Raw genomic sequence first — 16,290 nt, 5'->3', positions numbered from 1 at the left:
TTCATGTTTCGTTTATGGGTTTTTATCTTCGAATATGACTCCAATTGCTTTAGGGGTGTTACTCATTTCGAATTCGACAGTCGCTCCACTCATGATTTGCTCGTGAGTAAGATATGTTTTGTCATACGGTTTTCCATCTATTTTGATGGATTGGATATAGATATTTTCTTTGTTTACTTTGGGGGCCAATACGGTGAAAGTCTTTCCATTTGCCAGATGTAATTGCATTTCCGGGAATAGGGGAGTACCTATCTCATATTTTCCACTGACGGGATTGACGGGGTAGAATCCCATCGCACTGAATACATACCATGCTGACATCTGACCGCAATCTTCGTTGCCACAAAGACCGGCTGGGTCGTTCTTGTAGAGCTCGTTCATCACTTTGGCCACATATTCTTGTGTGCGATTTTCGTGTCCTATAGCATTGAACAGATAAATAACGTGATGGCTTGGCTCATTGCCATGCGCATATTGTCCTATCATGCCTGTGCTGAAGATCGGAAGTTCGTCATCTGCTGCCGGATGATAGGTGAACATACTGTCCAGTTTTTCGGCAAATCGGTTTTTACCTCCTACAAGGTCGATCAGTCCGTTAATGTCATGCTGAACAGACCAAAAGTATTGCCATCCGTTGCTTTCGCAAATGTGTGGTGTATAGTCATCGGCCTTGAAGTCCTTGATAAAGATGCCTTTGTCGTCACGTGGCTGCATGAAAGAAGTAGCGGGGTTATAAACATTCTTGTAGTTTTGAGAACGTTTGTAAAATTCGTCCGCAATGTCTTGTTTGCCCATCTTCTTCGCCATTTCGGCAATGCAATAGTCATCGAAAGCGTATTCCAGTGTTTTGGATAACGACCAGTTTTCTGCGTTGTAGTGGTCTGTTACGTTGTAAGGTATGTATCCTAATTCTTTGTAGAGTCCGATGCCGCGGTAATTATCCAGATTAGCCGTTGCTATGCAAGCATCCAAGGCTTTCTTTGCGTCGAAGTCGCCGATTCCTTTCAGATAGGCGTCTACAATAACAGGAACAGCATGATAACCGATCATCATGTCTGTTTCACTTCCGTAGAAGTTCCACACCGGTAGGCGGCCATTCTGTTCGTAGAAGGCGATGAAGGATTTCACCATGTCGTTTACACGTTCGGGTTCGGTATAAGTAAAGAGCGGGTGGGCAGCACGGTATGTATCCCATAGGGAGAAGGTGCTATAATTAACCCAGCCGTCGGCTTGGTGTATTTTCTTATCGGGGCCGTAGTAAGCTCCGTCTACATCACTGTAAATAGTTGGAGCAATCATTGAGTGATAGAGAGCGGTATAGAAGTTTACTTTATCGTTCTCATTATCACCTTTTATTTCAATCTTTCCGAGCTGGCGATTCCAGTTTGCTTTTGTTTCCGCCAAGTATTTGTCGAAGTTATTTTCGGGGACTTCAGCTTGCAGGTTTTTGGCTGCTCCTTCCATACTGACACCGGAAATGGCAGTGTTTACTAATATCTGTTCATCCTTTTGGGTATTGAAATCGAAGCGGGCGATAACAGCGGTGCCGATACGTTTGTTATCTTTGATGATGGCAGTTGTGTCCAGTTCCATTTTCTCAAAAGGCTTGGAGAATCGGGTGCGGAAATAGATGTGTTGATCGCGTGCCCAGCCGTCGGAGAAACGGTAACCTTGAATGGTGACGGAGTCTACGACTTCGATATGAGAATCGTTGGTAAAATCCCAGTTCATGGCTTTCTTCAGATTTAAGAAGATAGCAGATTGGGCTTCCGGAAATGTATAACGTTGGATACCACAACGCTCGGTGGCAGTCAGTTCGACGTTGATGTTATAATCAGTCAGGCGTACTTGATAATAACCGGCATGAGCACTTTCATCCTTGTGGGAGAATTTAGAATGGATGCCAAGTGGTGCTTCCGCTTCTTTGTAGGGAAGAGTGACAGGCATGAAAGAGATGTCATACAAATCTCCCGCTCCAGTGCCGGAAAGATGTGTGTGGCTGAAACCGGCAATCGTACTGTCCGGATAGAAATAACCGGAGATACGGTCCCATCCGGGGAGTCCGTTGTCCGGGCTAAGTTGCACCATGCCGAAAGGAGCTTGGGCACCAGGATAAGTGTTTCCAGTGAAGTCTGTTCCGATAAATGGATTTACATAAGATGTGTAATCTATTTCGTGTTTTTCTTGCGTAGGGGTACAAGAAATGAGCATGCAGGTTAACAGCAGGCATAGATAAGCAGGTGTTCTCATCATTCTTTAGGTATTAGTGATTACTTATTTTATTTATTTGAAGGATAAGAAAAATAATTAATCTGGTCACAAAGGTAGAAAAAAACTGTGACAAGCCTAATTTATAGGCTTAATATTTTTTAAGAGAGACAAATAGACTTCTACATCCGGTCGATATTCCTCGGTGCCGGACAGTGCTTATCGGTGCCTCGATTAGTGTAATATTTAGGCGCGGATTTCGTAGATTACACGGTTTTAAGAATAAAAAATCCGTGTAATTCGTGTAATCTGCGCCTAATTTTAAATCTTTATGTAAAACGAGCCTATTATCTTTTTATTAGACTCCTTTTCATTTACTTTTAGATTCCTGCTAGCTCCAGTACTTTTTCAACAGCTGCTGGTAGTCCGTCAGTGTTTTTACCTCCTGCGGTTGCAAAGTGAGGCTGACCACCGCCACCGCCTTGAATTAGTTTGGCAGCTTCTTTCACTAAATTGCCAGCTTTCAGACCACTCGCAACCAGATTGTCGCTAAGCATGACTGTCAGCATCGGTTTTCCGTTATCTATATTTCCGGCAACGAAGAACAAGTTTTCTGTAATCTCACCACGAAGTTGGAAAGCGATATTCTTCACTACTTCTGCCGGTAGCGGAGCACAGAACTTAACCACTTTGATGCCGTGAATTTCTTGTATATTCTTCAACAGTCTTTCCTTCAGCGCTGCTTCTTTTTCTTTCATGAAGTCTTCCACCTGCTTCTTCAATCCTGCATTTTCATCCAGATATTTGCGGATTGCAATACCCAAGTCAGGAGCATTGTTGAAGAGAGCCTTCAAGTCGCTAAGTGTATCTTGTATTGTATCCAGCATTTCTTCCACGCGTGCTCCGGTATAAGCTTCAATACGGCGAACGCCGGCAGCAACAGAACTTTCGGAGATGATTTTTACCATACCGATATTTCCGGTTGCAGCTACGTGTGTACCACCGCAGAACTCGATAGAAGTGCCGAACTGGATCACACGAACTCTGTCGCCATACTTTTCACCAAAAAGAGCGATAGCCCCCAACTCCTTAGCTTCCTCGATAGGAATATTGCGATATTCTTTCAATGGGATATTAGCGCGGATTCTTGCATTGACGATATGTTCAACTTTACGGATTTCTTCATCGGTCACTTTCTGGAAGTGAGAGAAGTCGAAACGTAATGAATCCGGTGTAACCAATGAACCTTTCTGTTCGATGTGTTCACCCAATACTTCACGTAAAGCAGCATCCAGCAAGTGGGTCGCCGAGTGATTAGCTGCGCAGGCAGCACGTTTGTCGGTATCTACACAAGCCATCATCGGAGCTTCCGGATGATCGGGTAACTTTTTGGTAATATGTATCGGAAGATTATTCTCTTTCTTTGTATCGACCACTTCAATCGTTTCGAACTCGCTTACCAATACACCGGTATCACCGACCTGACCACCACTTTCTGCATAGAATGGAGTATAGTCGAGTACAATCTGATACAATGTCTGGTTCTTTTGTTTGATCTGACGGTAACGAAGGATAGAAGCCTCGTATTCAGTGTAATCGTAACCAACGAATTCAGTAGTCCCTTCTTTCAGTACAATCCAGTCACCTGTTTCGATGGCGGCGGCATTACGTGCACGCTGTTTCTGTTGCTGCATTTCTTCATTGAACTCTTCAATGTTGACAGTCATTCCGTTTTCACGGAGAATCAGCTCTGTCAAGTCGAGCGGGAAACCGAATGTATCATATAAAGTAAAGGCATCTTTACCGCTGATTTCAGTTTTTCCATTGGCTTTGGTATCTTCCATTGTCTTATCCAATAGACGGATACCAGTTTCCAAAGTGCGGAGGAATGATTCTTCTTCTTCCTTGATTACTTTTTCAATCAGTGTCTTTTGTGCAACCAGCTCAGGATAAGCTTCTCCCATGTTATCAATCAATACAGGAAGCAACTTATACATAAATGCCTGTTTCTGTCCGAGGAAAGTATATCCGTAACGAACAGCACGGCGAAGGATACGGCGGATCACATAACCAGCTTTCGCGTTAGAAGGCAACTGACCGTCTGTGATAGAGAATGCAATAGTACGGATATGGTCGGCAATTACACGCATGGCGATATCCTGCTGCTTATCTTTTCCGTATTCTGTACCCGACATAGCTGCAATAGCTTTCAGCATTGGCTGGAATACGTCTGTATCGTAGTTGGATGTTTTTCCTTGTAAAGCCATACAAAGGCGTTCGAATCCCATACCGGTGTCAATAACCTTTGCAGGAAGCGGCTCAAGGCTGCCATCTGCTTTGCGGTTGTATTGCATGAATACGAGATTCCAGATTTCAATTACCTGCGGATGATCGTGGTTCACGAGGTCGCGACCGGAGATCTTGGCGCGTTCTTCAGCAGGACGGAGGTCGATATGGATTTCGGAACAAGGTCCGCAAGGTCCTGTATCACCCATTTCCCAGAAGTTGTCGTGTTTGTTACCGTTGATGATGTGATCCTTTGGCAAGAACTGTTCCCAATAAGAAGCCGCTTCGTCGTCACGGCTCAATCCTTCTTCGGGACTTCCTTCAAATACGGTTGCATAGAGATGTTCCGGATTCAGTTTCAAGACTTCTACCAGATATTCCCACGCCCAGCTGATCGCTTCTTTCTTGAAGTAATCGCCGAACGACCAGTTACCAAGCATTTCAAACATGGTGTGGTGGTACGTATCGTGTCCTACTTCTTCCAGATCATTATGCTTTCCGCTTACACGCAAACATTTTTGCGAGTCCGCGACTCTTTGGTATTTCGCCGGATGGTTACCCAAAATAATATCTTTAAACTGGTTCATACCCGCGTTCGTAAACATCAGGGTAGGGTCATCTTTAATCACCATCGGAGCCGAGGGAACGATGTGGTGTCCTTTCGACTCAAAGAAATTCTTGAATGAATCTCTGATCTCTTTTGCAGTCAACATATAATGAAGAATTATGATTTATGAATTATGAATTATGGGCTGTGGGATATGAGAGAGGGGAAGAATCCCCAATAAATCATAAATCACAACTCATAAATTCGTAAAAACTGTGCAAAGATAGCTTGTTTTTATTACTTTTGCCGTATTAACAAGCGAAATATTTCCAAAAAGATGCGCAAAGTATACTACATCTATAATCCACAGACCCAGACTTATGATCGAATTTACCCTACCGTACGGCAGCGTGCGCTTAGTATTCTGCGTCGGCTTTTCTATGGAATGGGGTTGGGAGCAGGTTGCTTTATTGTATTGCTTTTGATTTTTGGTTCTCCGTCGGAGAAGGAATTAAGAATTGAAAACAGCCGTCTTTTGGCGCAGTACAATGTGCTTTCCCGGCGTTTGGACGACGCTATGGGGGTGCTTCAGGATATTCAGCAACGTGACGATAATCTGTATCGGGTGATTTTACAGGCAGATCCTGTTTCTCCGGCTATTCGCCAGGCAGGTTATGGTGGGACGAACCGTTACGAAGAACTGATGGATTTGGCGAATGCCAAGTTGGTGGTGAACACGACTCAAAAGTTGGATGTGCTTTCCAAAAGGCTTTATATCCAGTCGAAATCTTTCGATGATGTGATTGATATGTGTAAGAACCATGATGAGATGCTGAAATGTATTCCGGCCATACAGCCTATTTCGAATAAAGATCTTCGTCAGACAGCATCCGGTTATGGTACACGTATCGATCCTATTTATGGTACGACAAAGTTCCATGCAGGCATGGACTTCTCTGCTCATCCGGGAACGGATGTTTATGCTACCGGAAACGGAACAGTGGTGAAAGTGGGATGGGAAACCGGATACGGTAATACTATTGAGATAGATCATGGTTTCGGGTATCTTACTCGGTATGCTCACTTGCAGGGATTTAATACGAAAGTCGGAAAGAAAGTGGTGCGTGGTGAGATTATCGGAAAAGTGGGTAGTACAGGAAAAAGTACCGGTCCGCATCTGCATTATGAAGTGCACGTGAAAGGGCAGGTAGTGAATCCGGTCAATTATTATTTCATGGATTTGAGTGCCGAAGATTATGAAAAGATGATTCAGTTGGCAGCCAATCATGGTAAAGTATTCGATTAAAATCTTAAAACAGGAGTGTTATGCTTAATACAGACAAAGAATTGAAGCTATATTATTCAATAGGGGAGGTTGCCGACATGTTCGGAGTCAATCCGTCATTGCTCCGTTTTTGGGAAAAGGAATTTCCGCAAATCTCTCCTAAGACAGCGGGAAGAGGAATACGTCAGTACCGCAAAGAAGACGTAGAAACGATCGGTCTTATCTATCATTTGGTAAAAGAAAAGGGCATGACACTTCCCGGTGCCCGGCAACGTTTGAAGGATAATAAAGAAGCTACGGTTCGTAATTATGAGATTGTAAATAAGCTGAAAGCGATAAAAGAAGAGCTTTTGGCTATTAAACGCGAATTGGATGGACGGGAATAAATAAATGCTAATCGATCATGGATTCGATAGGCAAGAAACCTCATAACAAAATGAACGGTGAACAATTTGCATGATACTGCAACTTATTCACCGTTCATCGTTTTCTTATTTACCGTTTGAAAGCTATTCTTCTACACGGCTCACCTGTTTGATATTCTGTATTTTCTTCAGATTGTTGCAGATGGTTTTTACATCATCCACATCATGTACCCATAACTGAATTTTTCCTTCAAAGATACCATCTTCGGTTTCGATGGTTAGCTTACGGATATTTACATTGAGCTGCCTGGAGATAACCTGGGTGACTTCATTCAAAAGTCCCATATTGTCTATACCTTTTATATATATATATACCAGGAAAGATAATTCTTTGTGTGTATCCCATTCGGTCGCTAATATGCGGTTGCCATAGCTACTCTTCAATTTGGCAGCAACAGGGCATTGGCGCTTGTGAATAATGATCCGGTCGTTTTCATCCACATATCCCAATACATCGTCACCGGGAATAGGATGGCAACATTCGGCCATGATATATTTCTTCTGCAAACTTTCTTCCGTCAGTTTGAGCACCTCTTTCGGGTTGATTTTTTCTTTTTCCTGCGGTTCTTTCTCTTCCTGCTTCTCTTTGCTATTGCCGAAAGAGAAAGTCAGATATTTCTTCCAGTTACTGGTTTGCTTTTCTTTCAGTTCATTCTTGTCCGCTTCTCCCAAAACGATTGCTTTACTGCCAATGGCAGCCAGCAGTTCTTCCTCATTCTTGGCATTATGCAGTTTGCGTAGCTTTTCGATAACAGCTTCTTCCGGACGGACTTCCTCCTTTTTCAGAAACTCACTAAGGATTTCTTCTCCTATCTTCTGGTTTGCTTTACGCTCTTTGCGGAGAATGGCTGCTATCTTGGCGCGGGCACGGGCAGTGGTTGCAAAAACTTCCCATTGCGGTTGTACGCGTTGCGATTTTGAAGTAAGGATTTCAACTTGGTCACCACTTTGCAATTTGTGGCTCAACGGCACTAATTTATGATTGACTTTGGCGCCAATACAATGGCTACCAATATCCGTGTGCAGGGAAAATGCAAAGTCGAGAGCCGTAGAGTTCTGCGGCATAGTCTTCAGTTCGCCTTTAGGAGTGAACACGAATATTTCAGAAGCAAATAAATTTAGCTTAATGGTATCCAGAAAGTCAATGGCATCCGGTTGCGGATCATCTAATATCTCCTTAATCGTTCTTAACCATTTTTCCAATTCACCTTCATCCTCGCTGCCTCCTCCTTCTTTGTATTTCCAGTGGGCTGCGAAACCTTGTTCGGCAACGTCATTCATCCGTTCACTACGAATCTGGACTTCAATCCATTGTCCGTTGTTACCCATCAGAGTGACGTGCAATGCCTGATAACCATTAGCTTTAGGATGGCTGACCCAATCGCGCAAACGGTCCGGGTGGGGTTTGTATATCTTGGAGATAGAAACGTAGATATCGAAACAGTCATTGAGCTCTTCTTCTTCATTACGTGGTTCGAAGATGATTCGAACAGCCAGTAAATCGTATATTTCTTCGAAAGGAACATGTTTGGTCTGCATCTTGTTCCAGATGGAATAGATTGATTTTACACGGGCAAGTATCCGGTATTTCAATCCCATCTTATCCAGTTGGGTACGAATCGGGGCCGTGAAGTCGTTGAAAACCTTGTCACGTTCAGCGGCAGTAGCATTCAACTTCTCTTCTATTTCCGCATATTCTTCTGGATGTTCATATTTGAAGCTTAGATTCTCAAGCTCCGTTTTTATCTTATAAAGCCCCAAGCGGTTGGCAAGTGGAGCATAGATGTAAAGCGTTTCGCCTGCAATCTTATATTGCTTGTTGGGTAACATGGAACCAAGGGTACGCATGTTGTGCAAGCGGTCTGCTATCTTGATAAGAATGACCCGGATGTCGTTCGACATGGTGAGCAGCAACTTCTTGAAGTTCTCTGCCTGTGCCGAAGCGCGGTCACCGAAGATTCCACCGGATATTTTAGTCAGTCCGTCCACAATCTGGGCGATCTTCGGACCAAAGATATTCTCGATGTCTTCCACTGTGTAATCAGTGTCCTCTACCACATCATGCAGCAAGGCTGCACATATAGAAGTGGAACCGAGACCTATTTCATTGCATACAATGCTGGCAACGGCAATCGGGTGCATAATATAAGGTTCGCCCGAACGGCGTTTGATACCTTTATGCGCCTGATTGGCAAAGTTGAAAGCCTTCGTAATGATTTCAACTTTTTTGCGATGCTTAGTATTGAGATAATCATTCAGTAGTTCGTGGAACGCCTGATTAATCATCTCTTCGTCAGCTATTTCTTTGGGGGCCAGATTATCCATAATTGTTATCCTTTCACTTGCTTAGTTCTGCAAAAATAAGCAAATTTCCGAACGATGCAAGCAGGAAGTTATTTATTTGTATATTTTCAATCGTTTTCCTGCTGCAATTTTAGTGCTAGACATTCCATTCCACCTTTGTATATCCTTAATTGTGACACCATACTTTCTGGCAATAGTGGATAAAGTGTCTCCACTTTTTATTGTATAATAGGTCAGATTTCCCTTACCGGCAACTGCTGATGTCGTTTTGCGGGTTGCAGGTGTAATATCCTTTACAGCAACGGTTTTCCGGTTGCGGAACAACTCATCGGCACGATGCGTATAAATCGTATCTTGCTTATCGATAAAAGTACTGATCGCGTCAATAGGCAGTCTTAACGTATAAGGTTTGCTGTCACCCGGAATCATTTGCTTCTTATATTGCGGATTCAGACTCTTGATCTGATCCAGAGGTACATTACAAAGGTCAGCGATTTGTTCGAAGTGCAGATTTTTGTTTACTTGCACTGTGTCGGTACTTGCCGGAATATTAGTTTCCATCGGGCAGATATTGTGATCGCAGTAGTAAGTCATCACATAGTTGGCAGCGATAAAGGCAGGCACATAGCCACGTGTTTCTTTAGGCAGATAATTGTAGATTTTCCAATAATCAGTTTCGCCATTGGCACGGCGGATTGCCTTATTGATTGTACCGGGGCCACAGTTATAAGCAGCAATTACCAGGTTCCAGTCTCCATAGATATCATACATTTCTTTGAGGTAACGTGCGGCAGCCCAAGTCGCTTTAATCGGGTCACGGCGTTCATCTACCAGGCTGTTTGATTCCAAACCATAGATCTTACCTGTACCGATCATAAATTGCCACAGACCGGAAGCACCTGCACGTGATACGGCTGATGGGTTCAACGCAGATTCGATAATCGGCAGATATCTTAGTTCCAGTGGAAGTCCGTATGCATCCAGTGCTTCTTCAAAGATCGGCATATAGAAGTTGCAGGCACTTAGCATGAAAGAAACCTGATTGCGCAAGCGTCCTGCATACATATCGATGAATTTGCGGATAATATCATTATAAGGCATTTCCATGATGGCCGGGATGCGTGACAAGCGGTCGATATAGACAGAGTCACTGAATAAAGGATTGATTTCAGCCGTACTGCAATCCTTGCCTAAATCAATATAATTTTTAGCTTTCCAGTCATTCAATAGACTGTCAAGTGGATAAGTCATACTTTTAGGCAGGTCGATGCTTTCTTTGCGTTCAGTTCCATTTTCACGAATCACTACATCTACACTTTGCGCTTTTACCTGCGACGTGGCCACTAGTAAAAGAAAAATAATCGAACAATAGTTAACTAATTTCTTCATGCTTCAATAATAAGATCAATCTAAATTGTGTTTTTAAAATCGTAATACGCATTGCAGACCAACCGACTTGCTTTTTAAACTGCTGGAGCGGAACTGGTTGTTATTGTCGATAACAGCCGGTTCAACTTTCATACTCAAGTCGGGGGTTATATCGAAGTTAGACAACTCTGCATCTACATAAGCGTCGATGATAGAGATCAGATAAACTCCGATAAAAGCAAATATACTAAGGTCCCGATAACGACGGAACATATCTTTTCTTCTTTTTAGTGTGTTTTTTAGCTGCTCCTCATTATAAGTGGAGTTCGGGGGCAACAAATCTTCGTAACTTTTCGTATTCGGATTGCTGTCCATAATGTCCAGATAGGCTTGCGAATAGTCTTTGTACATCTTACCGTTCCAACTTAAGGCGTAAGCACAACCCGCAAATCCTCCATATATAATAGGTAATTTCCAGTATTTACGGTTGTAAATCTGTCCTCCACCGGGGAATACGACTGCCAGCCACGTTGCTTTGGTCGGATTCGGGATAAATATTTTCTTGTTAATATCTTGAGCAGGTGGCGGCACAGTGTCGGTCTTTACAACAATGGAGGCAGGTTGCTCTATCTTTTTCAGCTCTTTCTTGTTGGCTGCATCCAAGCTATCCGCTATCTGTATTTTAGCAGCTGACAAACTGTCGATGGCCGGAAGTTCTTTGGATGGTATGATTTGGATAGAATCCTTCTTCACCGAGTCCTGTATAATCGGATCACGATGCCTTCGTGCACGGGCTTTCGGCGCTTCGCGCTGTATGATTGTTGTATCTTTCCGTGCCGGAGTAACAGTGGATTGTGCATACACATCAATCCCTGCCACCTGTAAAAAACAGAGAAGCAGGGCGCTGACTAGTAACTGATATTTCTTACTTTTTCTTGTCATTTACTTCTTTAGCGTATCGAAGATTTCCATGATACGTTCCAGTTCCTCCTCGTTCCCGAAAGGAATACTGATCTTGCCTTTTCCCTTTTCAGAGCAGGTGAGTTGTACCTTGGTGTTGAAAAAGCCGGAGAGTTGTTGCTTCAATAAGTTGAATTCTTCAGGAAGTTTGCCACGTTTGGGTGTTATTTTCCGTGTGCCGCTTTTCACAGCTTCTCCTTCGCTTAATGATTTAACAATTTCTTCTACTTTGCGGACTGAATATCCGTGTTCTTGTATTTCTTCGAATATTTTAACTTGTAGTTTAGGGTCGCCTAATGAAATCAGCGCACGGGCATGTCCCATGTCCAGCTGCTTGTTTTGCAGGGCCATCTGTATTGGAGCCGGCAATTTCAGTAAGCGCAGGTAGTTGGCGATCGTCGTTCGTTTCTTTCCGATACGTTCGCTAAGACGTTCCTGTGTCAGTTCGTACTGATCGAGCAGATGCTGGTAGGCAAGTGCGATTTCTACGGCATTCAGGTCTTCACGCTGGATATTTTCAATCAGCGCCATTTCCATCATGTTTTCGTCGTCGGCAGTGCGTATATAAGCAGGGATTGTTTTCAGTCCTGCTCTTTGTGATGCACGATAACGACGCTCTCCCGCGATGATCTGATACTCATCGTCCGAGAGTTTGCGTAAAGTGATAGGTTGGATGATACCGATTTCCGCAATGGAATCAGCCAGTTCCTGCAATGCTGTTTCGTCAAACTCACGGCGGGGCTGGTTGGGATTGACAGTAATCTTTGCCAGCTCTATTTCATTAATGGAAGAAGACCCTTCGGTTTTCACATCATCCATTGAGAGCAAGGCGTCGAGACCACGTCCTAATGCATTTCTTTTTTGTGTTGCCATATCTTCTTCTTTCTTTTATTTATTTCGGTTGATAATCTCTTTAGCAAGGGCCAGGTGATTTTTGGCGCCGGTAGATTCCGCATCGTAAAGGATGGTCGGGACACCGTAGCTGGGAGCCTCGCTCAATTTCACATTTCGTTGAATAACGGTGTTGAATACCAGTTCCTGGAAATGACGTTTCACTTCATCGTAAATCTGATTAGCCTGACGCAGACGAGAGTCATACATTGTCAGTAAGAAACCTTCGATTTCTAAAGCCGGATTCAGTTTCGACTTGATGATTTTGATGGTATTCAACAATTTGCTAATACCTTCAAGAGCAAAATATTCAGCTTGAACGGGGATAATCACGGAGTCGGCTGCCGTTAGGGCGTTGATCGTGATTAGTCCTAATGAAGGAGAACAGTCTATCAGAATATAGTCATATTCTTTCTTCAAAGGCGTGAGTACTTCTTTTAGTATCTTTTCTCGGTTTGGGAGGTTCAGCATTTCAATCTCTGCTCCTACGAGATTGATGTGCGAAGAGATTACTTTCAAAGAATCAATCTCCGTATCAAGGATAGCGTCCTGTACGTTGGCTCTGTCAATAATACATTCATAGATAGTGCATTCCGACTGCTTGATGTCTACTCCCAAGCCGGAAGAGGCATTAGCTTGCGGGTCGGCATCTACTACGAGTACCTTTTTTTCCAGTGTAGCAAGTGAAGCTGCGAGATTAATCGTAGTCGTTGTCTTTCCTACACCGCCTTTTTGATTGGCCAAAGCAATAATTTTTCCCATATTCTCTAAATTTATTGGCAGCGAAATAAGTGATAAATCCTTAGAGCGCCTACGAAAAAAGAGAAACTTTGCAATTTCTGTTGATAAGTCGCCTGTTTTGTTAATAACTGTCGGACGAAACGGTTACAAAACTTCAACAGGTTCATCATCTTCTTTTCTCTTTAACGAGCTTGCAAATATACATATTTATATTGGATATCTATTTCTTTTTTTGCTCGCTTGCAGAAGATTAAGATTTGTAAACGGGTAGGAGTGGGGCGGAAAGAGACTTTTCGATCTGATGTAGGGAGGTGTTTGGCGGTACGGCTTCTTTTTGTTACTTTTGTGCGAATATAAAAAAGGAAAGGATTGAAGATATGGAAAATGAAAAGCCGTTGATACTTGTTTCAAATGACGATGGCGTGATGGCTAAAGGGATTAATGAACTGGTGAAGTTTCTTCGCCCTTTGGGAGATATTGTGGTAATGGCACCTGATGCTCCGCGCTCGGGCAGTGGTTGTGCGCTGACGGTGACGCAGCCTGTTCATTACCAGTTAGTAAAGAAAGAAGTAGGTTTAACTGTTTATAAATGTTCGGGAACACCGACCGATTGTATCAAATTGGCACGGAACACAGTGCTCGACCGGACACCGGACTTGGTAGTCGGCGGTATCAATCATGGAGACAACTCTGCCACTAACGTGCATTATTCCGGCACAATGGGAGTGGTATTCGAAGGCTGTTTGAATGGAATCCCTTCTATAGGCTTCTCTTTGTGCAATCATGCACCCGATGCCGATTTTGAAGCTACCGGACCTTATATTCGCAGTATTGCCGCCATGGTACTGGAAAAAGGACTTCCTCCTTTAACCTGTCTGAACGTAAACTTCCCGGATACGACCGATATCAAAGGAATCAAAATCTGTGAACAGGCAAAAGGTCGTTGGACGAACGAATGGGCTGCCTGTCCCCGTCTGAACGATCCGAATTATTTCTGGTTGACCGGTGAATTTACCGATCACGAACTTGAAAATGAGAGGAACGATCATTGGGCTTTGGCAAATGGCTATGTTGCTATCACTCCGACCACGGTTGATGTGACAGCTTATCACTTTATGGATGAACTTAACAAATGGTTTAGTTAACTATCAACTATCATGAAGTATTATCTGATTGTCGGCGAAGCTTCCGGCGACTTGCACGCTTCTCATCTGATGGCTGCCTTAAAGGCAGAAGATCCGCAGGCTGATTTCCGGTTTTTCGGAGGTGATTTGATGGCTGCCGTCGGAGGAACGATGGTGAAGCATTATAAAGAACTGGCATACATGGGTTTTATTCCCGTGTTGCTCCATCTGCGCACTATCTTTGCAAATATGAAGCGTTGTAAAGGAGATATTGTTTCCTGGCAACCGGATGTTGTTATTCTGGTGGACTATCCGGGATTCAATCTGGATATAGCCAAGTTTGTTCATGCAAAGACACAGATTCCGGTTTATTATTATATTTCTCCGAAGATATGGGCGTGGAAGGAGTATCGTATCAAGAATATAAAACGAGATGTAGACGAACTTTTCTCCATTCTTCCTTTTGAAGTAGAGTTCTTCGAAGGAAAGCATCAATACCCCATCCACTATGTTGGTAATCCTACCGTGGATGAGGTGGTGGCTTATCAGAAAGCTCATCCGAAAAATAAGGATCAGTTTATTGCGGAGAATCAACTGGAAGATAAACCGGTAATAGCTCTTCTTGCAGGTAGCCGGAAACAGGAAATCAAAGATAATTTGCCGGATATGTTGAAGGCTGCTTCTGCTTTTTCCGATTATCAGCTTGTTCTGGCGGGTGCTCCTGCCATTGCTCCCGACTATTATAAAAAATATGTAGGAGAAGCGAAAGTGAAAATCATTTTCGATCAAACCTATCGTTTGTTGCAACACGCAGATGTGGCTTTGGTCACTTCAGGCACGGCTACTCTTGAAACGGCATTGTTCCGTGTTCCCCAAGTCGTTTGTTATTACACTCCGATAGGGAAAGTGGTTTCCTTCTTGCGGCGTCATATCTTGACCGTGAAATTTATTTCGTTAGTTAATCTGATTGCCGACCGTGAAGTGGTAAAAGAGTTGGTGGCGGATACGATGACCGTGAAGAATATGCAAAATGAATTGAAAAATATCATTGAAAATGAAGCATATAGAAATGAAATGCTTTTGGGATATGAATATGTGGCGGAACGGTTGGGACCTGCCGGTGCTCCCCGTCATGCAGCTCGTGAAATGCTGCGCTTGTTGAAAAAATAACTTTCTTTTTCTGAATAAACGTAAAGCCGATGCAGTAATTGCACGGCTTTTTTATTTATTAAGCAGAAGACTAAAAAAAGAAAGGAAAAAGATATGAAAAAAATTAAGTGGCTTTTAGGAATGTTGTTATTGGCATTAGTGCCAATGTTGCAATCATGTGATGATGATGGTTATTCTATCGGAGATTTCAGCTGGGACTGGGCGACCGTTCGGGCAACCGGTGGAGGAGGTTACTATTTGGAAGGTGATCGTTGGGGATTGATTGATCCGGTTGCTACTTCCATACCTTGGTTTAAACCGGTGGACGGTGAACGTGTGGTGGCCTTTTTCAATCCTTTGTATGACATGGAAGGAGGAAAAGGAGTTCAGGTAAAGATGGAAGGTGTACAGGAATTGTTGACAAAGGAAGTGGAAGATATGACCACAGAGGAAGAAGCGGTGGAATTCGGCAATGATCCTATCCTGATTTATCAGGGTGACATGTGGTTGGGAGGAAAATTCCTGAATGTTATTTTCCGTCAGGAGCTGCCTCGCTCGGAGAAACATCGTATCAGCCTTGTGCAAAATAAGATAGAAACGGGAGAACCATCAGAACCGGGAACATTGAATGTAGCTGAAGATGGTTACGTACATTTGGAACTGCGTTATAATACGTATGAGGATGTGACTGACTATTGGGGATGGGGACGAGTTTCTTATAATCTGGAAAAGTTCTTCCCAACGGAAAAAGATGCCGAATCAACAATGAAAGGTTTTAAAGTGACTATAAATTCAAGAGAACATGGAGAAGGAAGAGTGATCGTTCTTGATCTGGAACATCCGGTAGGTGTGCCGGAAGCTGCGAAGGATGTACACTCCACTTCTTCGATCCGATAACCTAACTATGATTTACTGTGTGTGAAACGAGGTTGTGTCAAAACGTTGGCACAACCTCTTTTATATTTTACAGTTCTGCTATATTTTCTTTTGGCTATGCTGCTT

The 16,290-nt window shown here is 43.2% G+C and carries 12 protein-coding genes; 5 read left to right on the top strand and 7 right to left on the bottom strand.

The window, feature by feature from the left end; all coding sequences use genetic code 11:
- Nucleotides 1-12: 12 nt before the first annotated feature.
- Together AB5217_RS05030 and alaS are read right to left on the bottom strand one after the other, a co-directional pair.
- Complete coding sequence (locus tag AB5217_RS05030; RefSeq protein ID WP_032845968.1) at nucleotides 13-2,250, bottom strand: GH92 family glycosyl hydrolase; 2,238 nt, start codon at nucleotides 2,248-2,250, stop codon at nucleotides 13-15.
- A gap of 338 nt (nucleotides 2,251-2,588) precedes the next feature.
- Entirely contained in the window at nucleotides 2,589-5,207 is a 2,619-nt protein-coding gene (gene alaS / locus AB5217_RS05025) for an alanine--tRNA ligase (RefSeq protein WP_008650588.1), read from the bottom strand.
- Between the two features lie 171 nt (nucleotides 5,208-5,378).
- Here alaS and AB5217_RS05020 point away from each other — a divergent pair, with 171 nt between their 5' ends.
- Complete coding sequence (locus AB5217_RS05020) at nucleotides 5,379-6,347, top strand: M23 family metallopeptidase (protein WP_004305395.1); 969 nt, start codon at nucleotides 5,379-5,381, stop codon at nucleotides 6,345-6,347.
- Nucleotides 6,348-6,367: 20 nt separating this feature from the next.
- On the top strand, nucleotides 6,368-6,712 hold the full coding sequence (locus AB5217_RS05015; protein ID WP_004301384.1) for a MerR family transcriptional regulator: 345 nt from the start codon (nucleotides 6,368-6,370) through the stop codon (nucleotides 6,710-6,712).
- A gap of 123 nt (nucleotides 6,713-6,835) precedes the next feature.
- Here AB5217_RS05015 and AB5217_RS05010 read toward each other — a convergent pair whose 3' ends face one another.
- The 5 genes from AB5217_RS05010 to AB5217_RS04990 form a co-directional block, all read right to left on the bottom strand.
- Nucleotides 6,836-9,076: a RelA/SpoT family protein gene (locus AB5217_RS05010; protein WP_008776780.1), complete on the bottom strand. Its 2,241-nt coding sequence runs from the start codon at nucleotides 9,074-9,076 to the stop codon at nucleotides 6,836-6,838.
- 72 nt (nucleotides 9,077-9,148) lie between these two features.
- On the bottom strand, nucleotides 9,149-10,444 hold the full coding sequence (locus AB5217_RS05005) for a lytic transglycosylase domain-containing protein (protein ID WP_004301388.1): 1,296 nt from the start codon (nucleotides 10,442-10,444) through the stop codon (nucleotides 9,149-9,151).
- A gap of 33 nt (nucleotides 10,445-10,477) precedes the next feature.
- On the bottom strand, nucleotides 10,478-11,365 hold the full coding sequence (locus AB5217_RS05000) for a DUF5683 domain-containing protein (RefSeq protein WP_004315141.1): 888 nt from the start codon (nucleotides 11,363-11,365) through the stop codon (nucleotides 10,478-10,480).
- Nucleotides 11,366-12,256: a ParB/RepB/Spo0J family partition protein gene (locus tag AB5217_RS04995; protein WP_004301392.1), complete on the bottom strand. Its 891-nt coding sequence runs from the start codon at nucleotides 12,254-12,256 to the stop codon at nucleotides 11,366-11,368.
- Between the two features lie 15 nt (nucleotides 12,257-12,271).
- Nucleotides 12,272-13,036 carry a ParA family protein gene (locus AB5217_RS04990; RefSeq protein WP_004301394.1) on the bottom strand — a complete coding sequence of 255 codons (765 nt, stop codon included), beginning with the start codon at nucleotides 13,034-13,036 and terminating at the stop codon, nucleotides 12,272-12,274.
- Between the two features lie 356 nt (nucleotides 13,037-13,392).
- On the opposite strand from AB5217_RS04990, the gene surE reads away from it, so the two are divergent.
- From surE to AB5217_RS04975, 3 genes are all read left to right on the top strand, one after another.
- Nucleotides 13,393-14,160, top strand: a complete 768-nt coding sequence (surE, locus tag AB5217_RS04985; protein WP_004305393.1) for a 5'/3'-nucleotidase SurE — start codon at nucleotides 13,393-13,395, stop codon at nucleotides 14,158-14,160.
- A gap of 12 nt (nucleotides 14,161-14,172) precedes the next feature.
- Nucleotides 14,173-15,309 (top strand): lipid-A-disaccharide synthase, encoded by a 1,137-nt coding sequence (lpxB, locus tag AB5217_RS04980; RefSeq protein ID WP_032845962.1) that lies wholly within the window; start codon nucleotides 14,173-14,175, stop codon nucleotides 15,307-15,309.
- 93 nt (nucleotides 15,310-15,402) lie between these two features.
- Nucleotides 15,403-16,185 carry a NigD-like protein gene (locus AB5217_RS04975; protein WP_032845960.1) on the top strand — a complete coding sequence of 261 codons (783 nt, stop codon included), beginning with the start codon at nucleotides 15,403-15,405 and terminating at the stop codon, nucleotides 16,183-16,185.
- Nucleotides 16,186-16,290: the final 105 nt, after the last annotated feature.

Source organism: Bacteroides sp. MSSM.1001136sp1_RTP21357st2_D2_RTP21359_211015 (genome assembly GCF_040913205.1).
Classification (GTDB): domain Bacteria; phylum Bacteroidota; class Bacteroidia; order Bacteroidales; family Bacteroidaceae; genus Bacteroides; species Bacteroides ovatus.
Note: the sequence above shows the minus strand (reverse complement) of the source record. Positions and strands in the feature narration are given on the sequence as shown.

Bases quoted from the DNA above. Each gene is read 5' to 3' on its own strand.
- AB5217_RS05030 (WP_032845968.1), bottom strand. From the start codon at position 2,250: ATGAGAACACCTGCTTATCTATGCCTGCTGTTAACCTGCATGCTCATT.
- alaS (WP_008650588.1), bottom strand. From the start codon at position 5,207: ATGTTGACTGCAAAAGAGATCAGAGATTCATTCAAGAATTTCTTTGAG.
- AB5217_RS05020 (WP_004305395.1), top strand. From the start codon at position 5,379: ATGCGCAAAGTATACTACATCTATAATCCACAGACCCAGACTTATGAT.
- AB5217_RS05015 (WP_004301384.1), top strand. From the start codon at position 6,368: ATGCTTAATACAGACAAAGAATTGAAGCTATATTATTCAATAGGGGAG.
- AB5217_RS05010 (WP_008776780.1), bottom strand. From the start codon at position 9,076: ATGGATAATCTGGCCCCCAAAGAAATAGCTGACGAAGAGATGATTAAT.
- AB5217_RS05005 (WP_004301388.1), bottom strand. From the start codon at position 10,444: ATGAAGAAATTAGTTAACTATTGTTCGATTATTTTTCTTTTACTAGTG.
- AB5217_RS05000 (WP_004315141.1), bottom strand. From the start codon at position 11,365: ATGACAAGAAAAAGTAAGAAATATCAGTTACTAGTCAGCGCCCTGCTT.
- AB5217_RS04995 (WP_004301392.1), bottom strand. From the start codon at position 12,256: ATGGCAACACAAAAAAGAAATGCATTAGGACGTGGTCTCGACGCCTTG.
- AB5217_RS04990 (WP_004301394.1), bottom strand. From the start codon at position 13,036: ATGGGAAAAATTATTGCTTTGGCCAATCAAAAAGGCGGTGTAGGAAAG.
- surE (WP_004305393.1), top strand. From the start codon at position 13,393: ATGGAAAATGAAAAGCCGTTGATACTTGTTTCAAATGACGATGGCGTG.
- lpxB (WP_032845962.1), top strand. From the start codon at position 14,173: ATGAAGTATTATCTGATTGTCGGCGAAGCTTCCGGCGACTTGCACGCT.
- AB5217_RS04975 (WP_032845960.1), top strand. From the start codon at position 15,403: ATGAAAAAAATTAAGTGGCTTTTAGGAATGTTGTTATTGGCATTAGTG.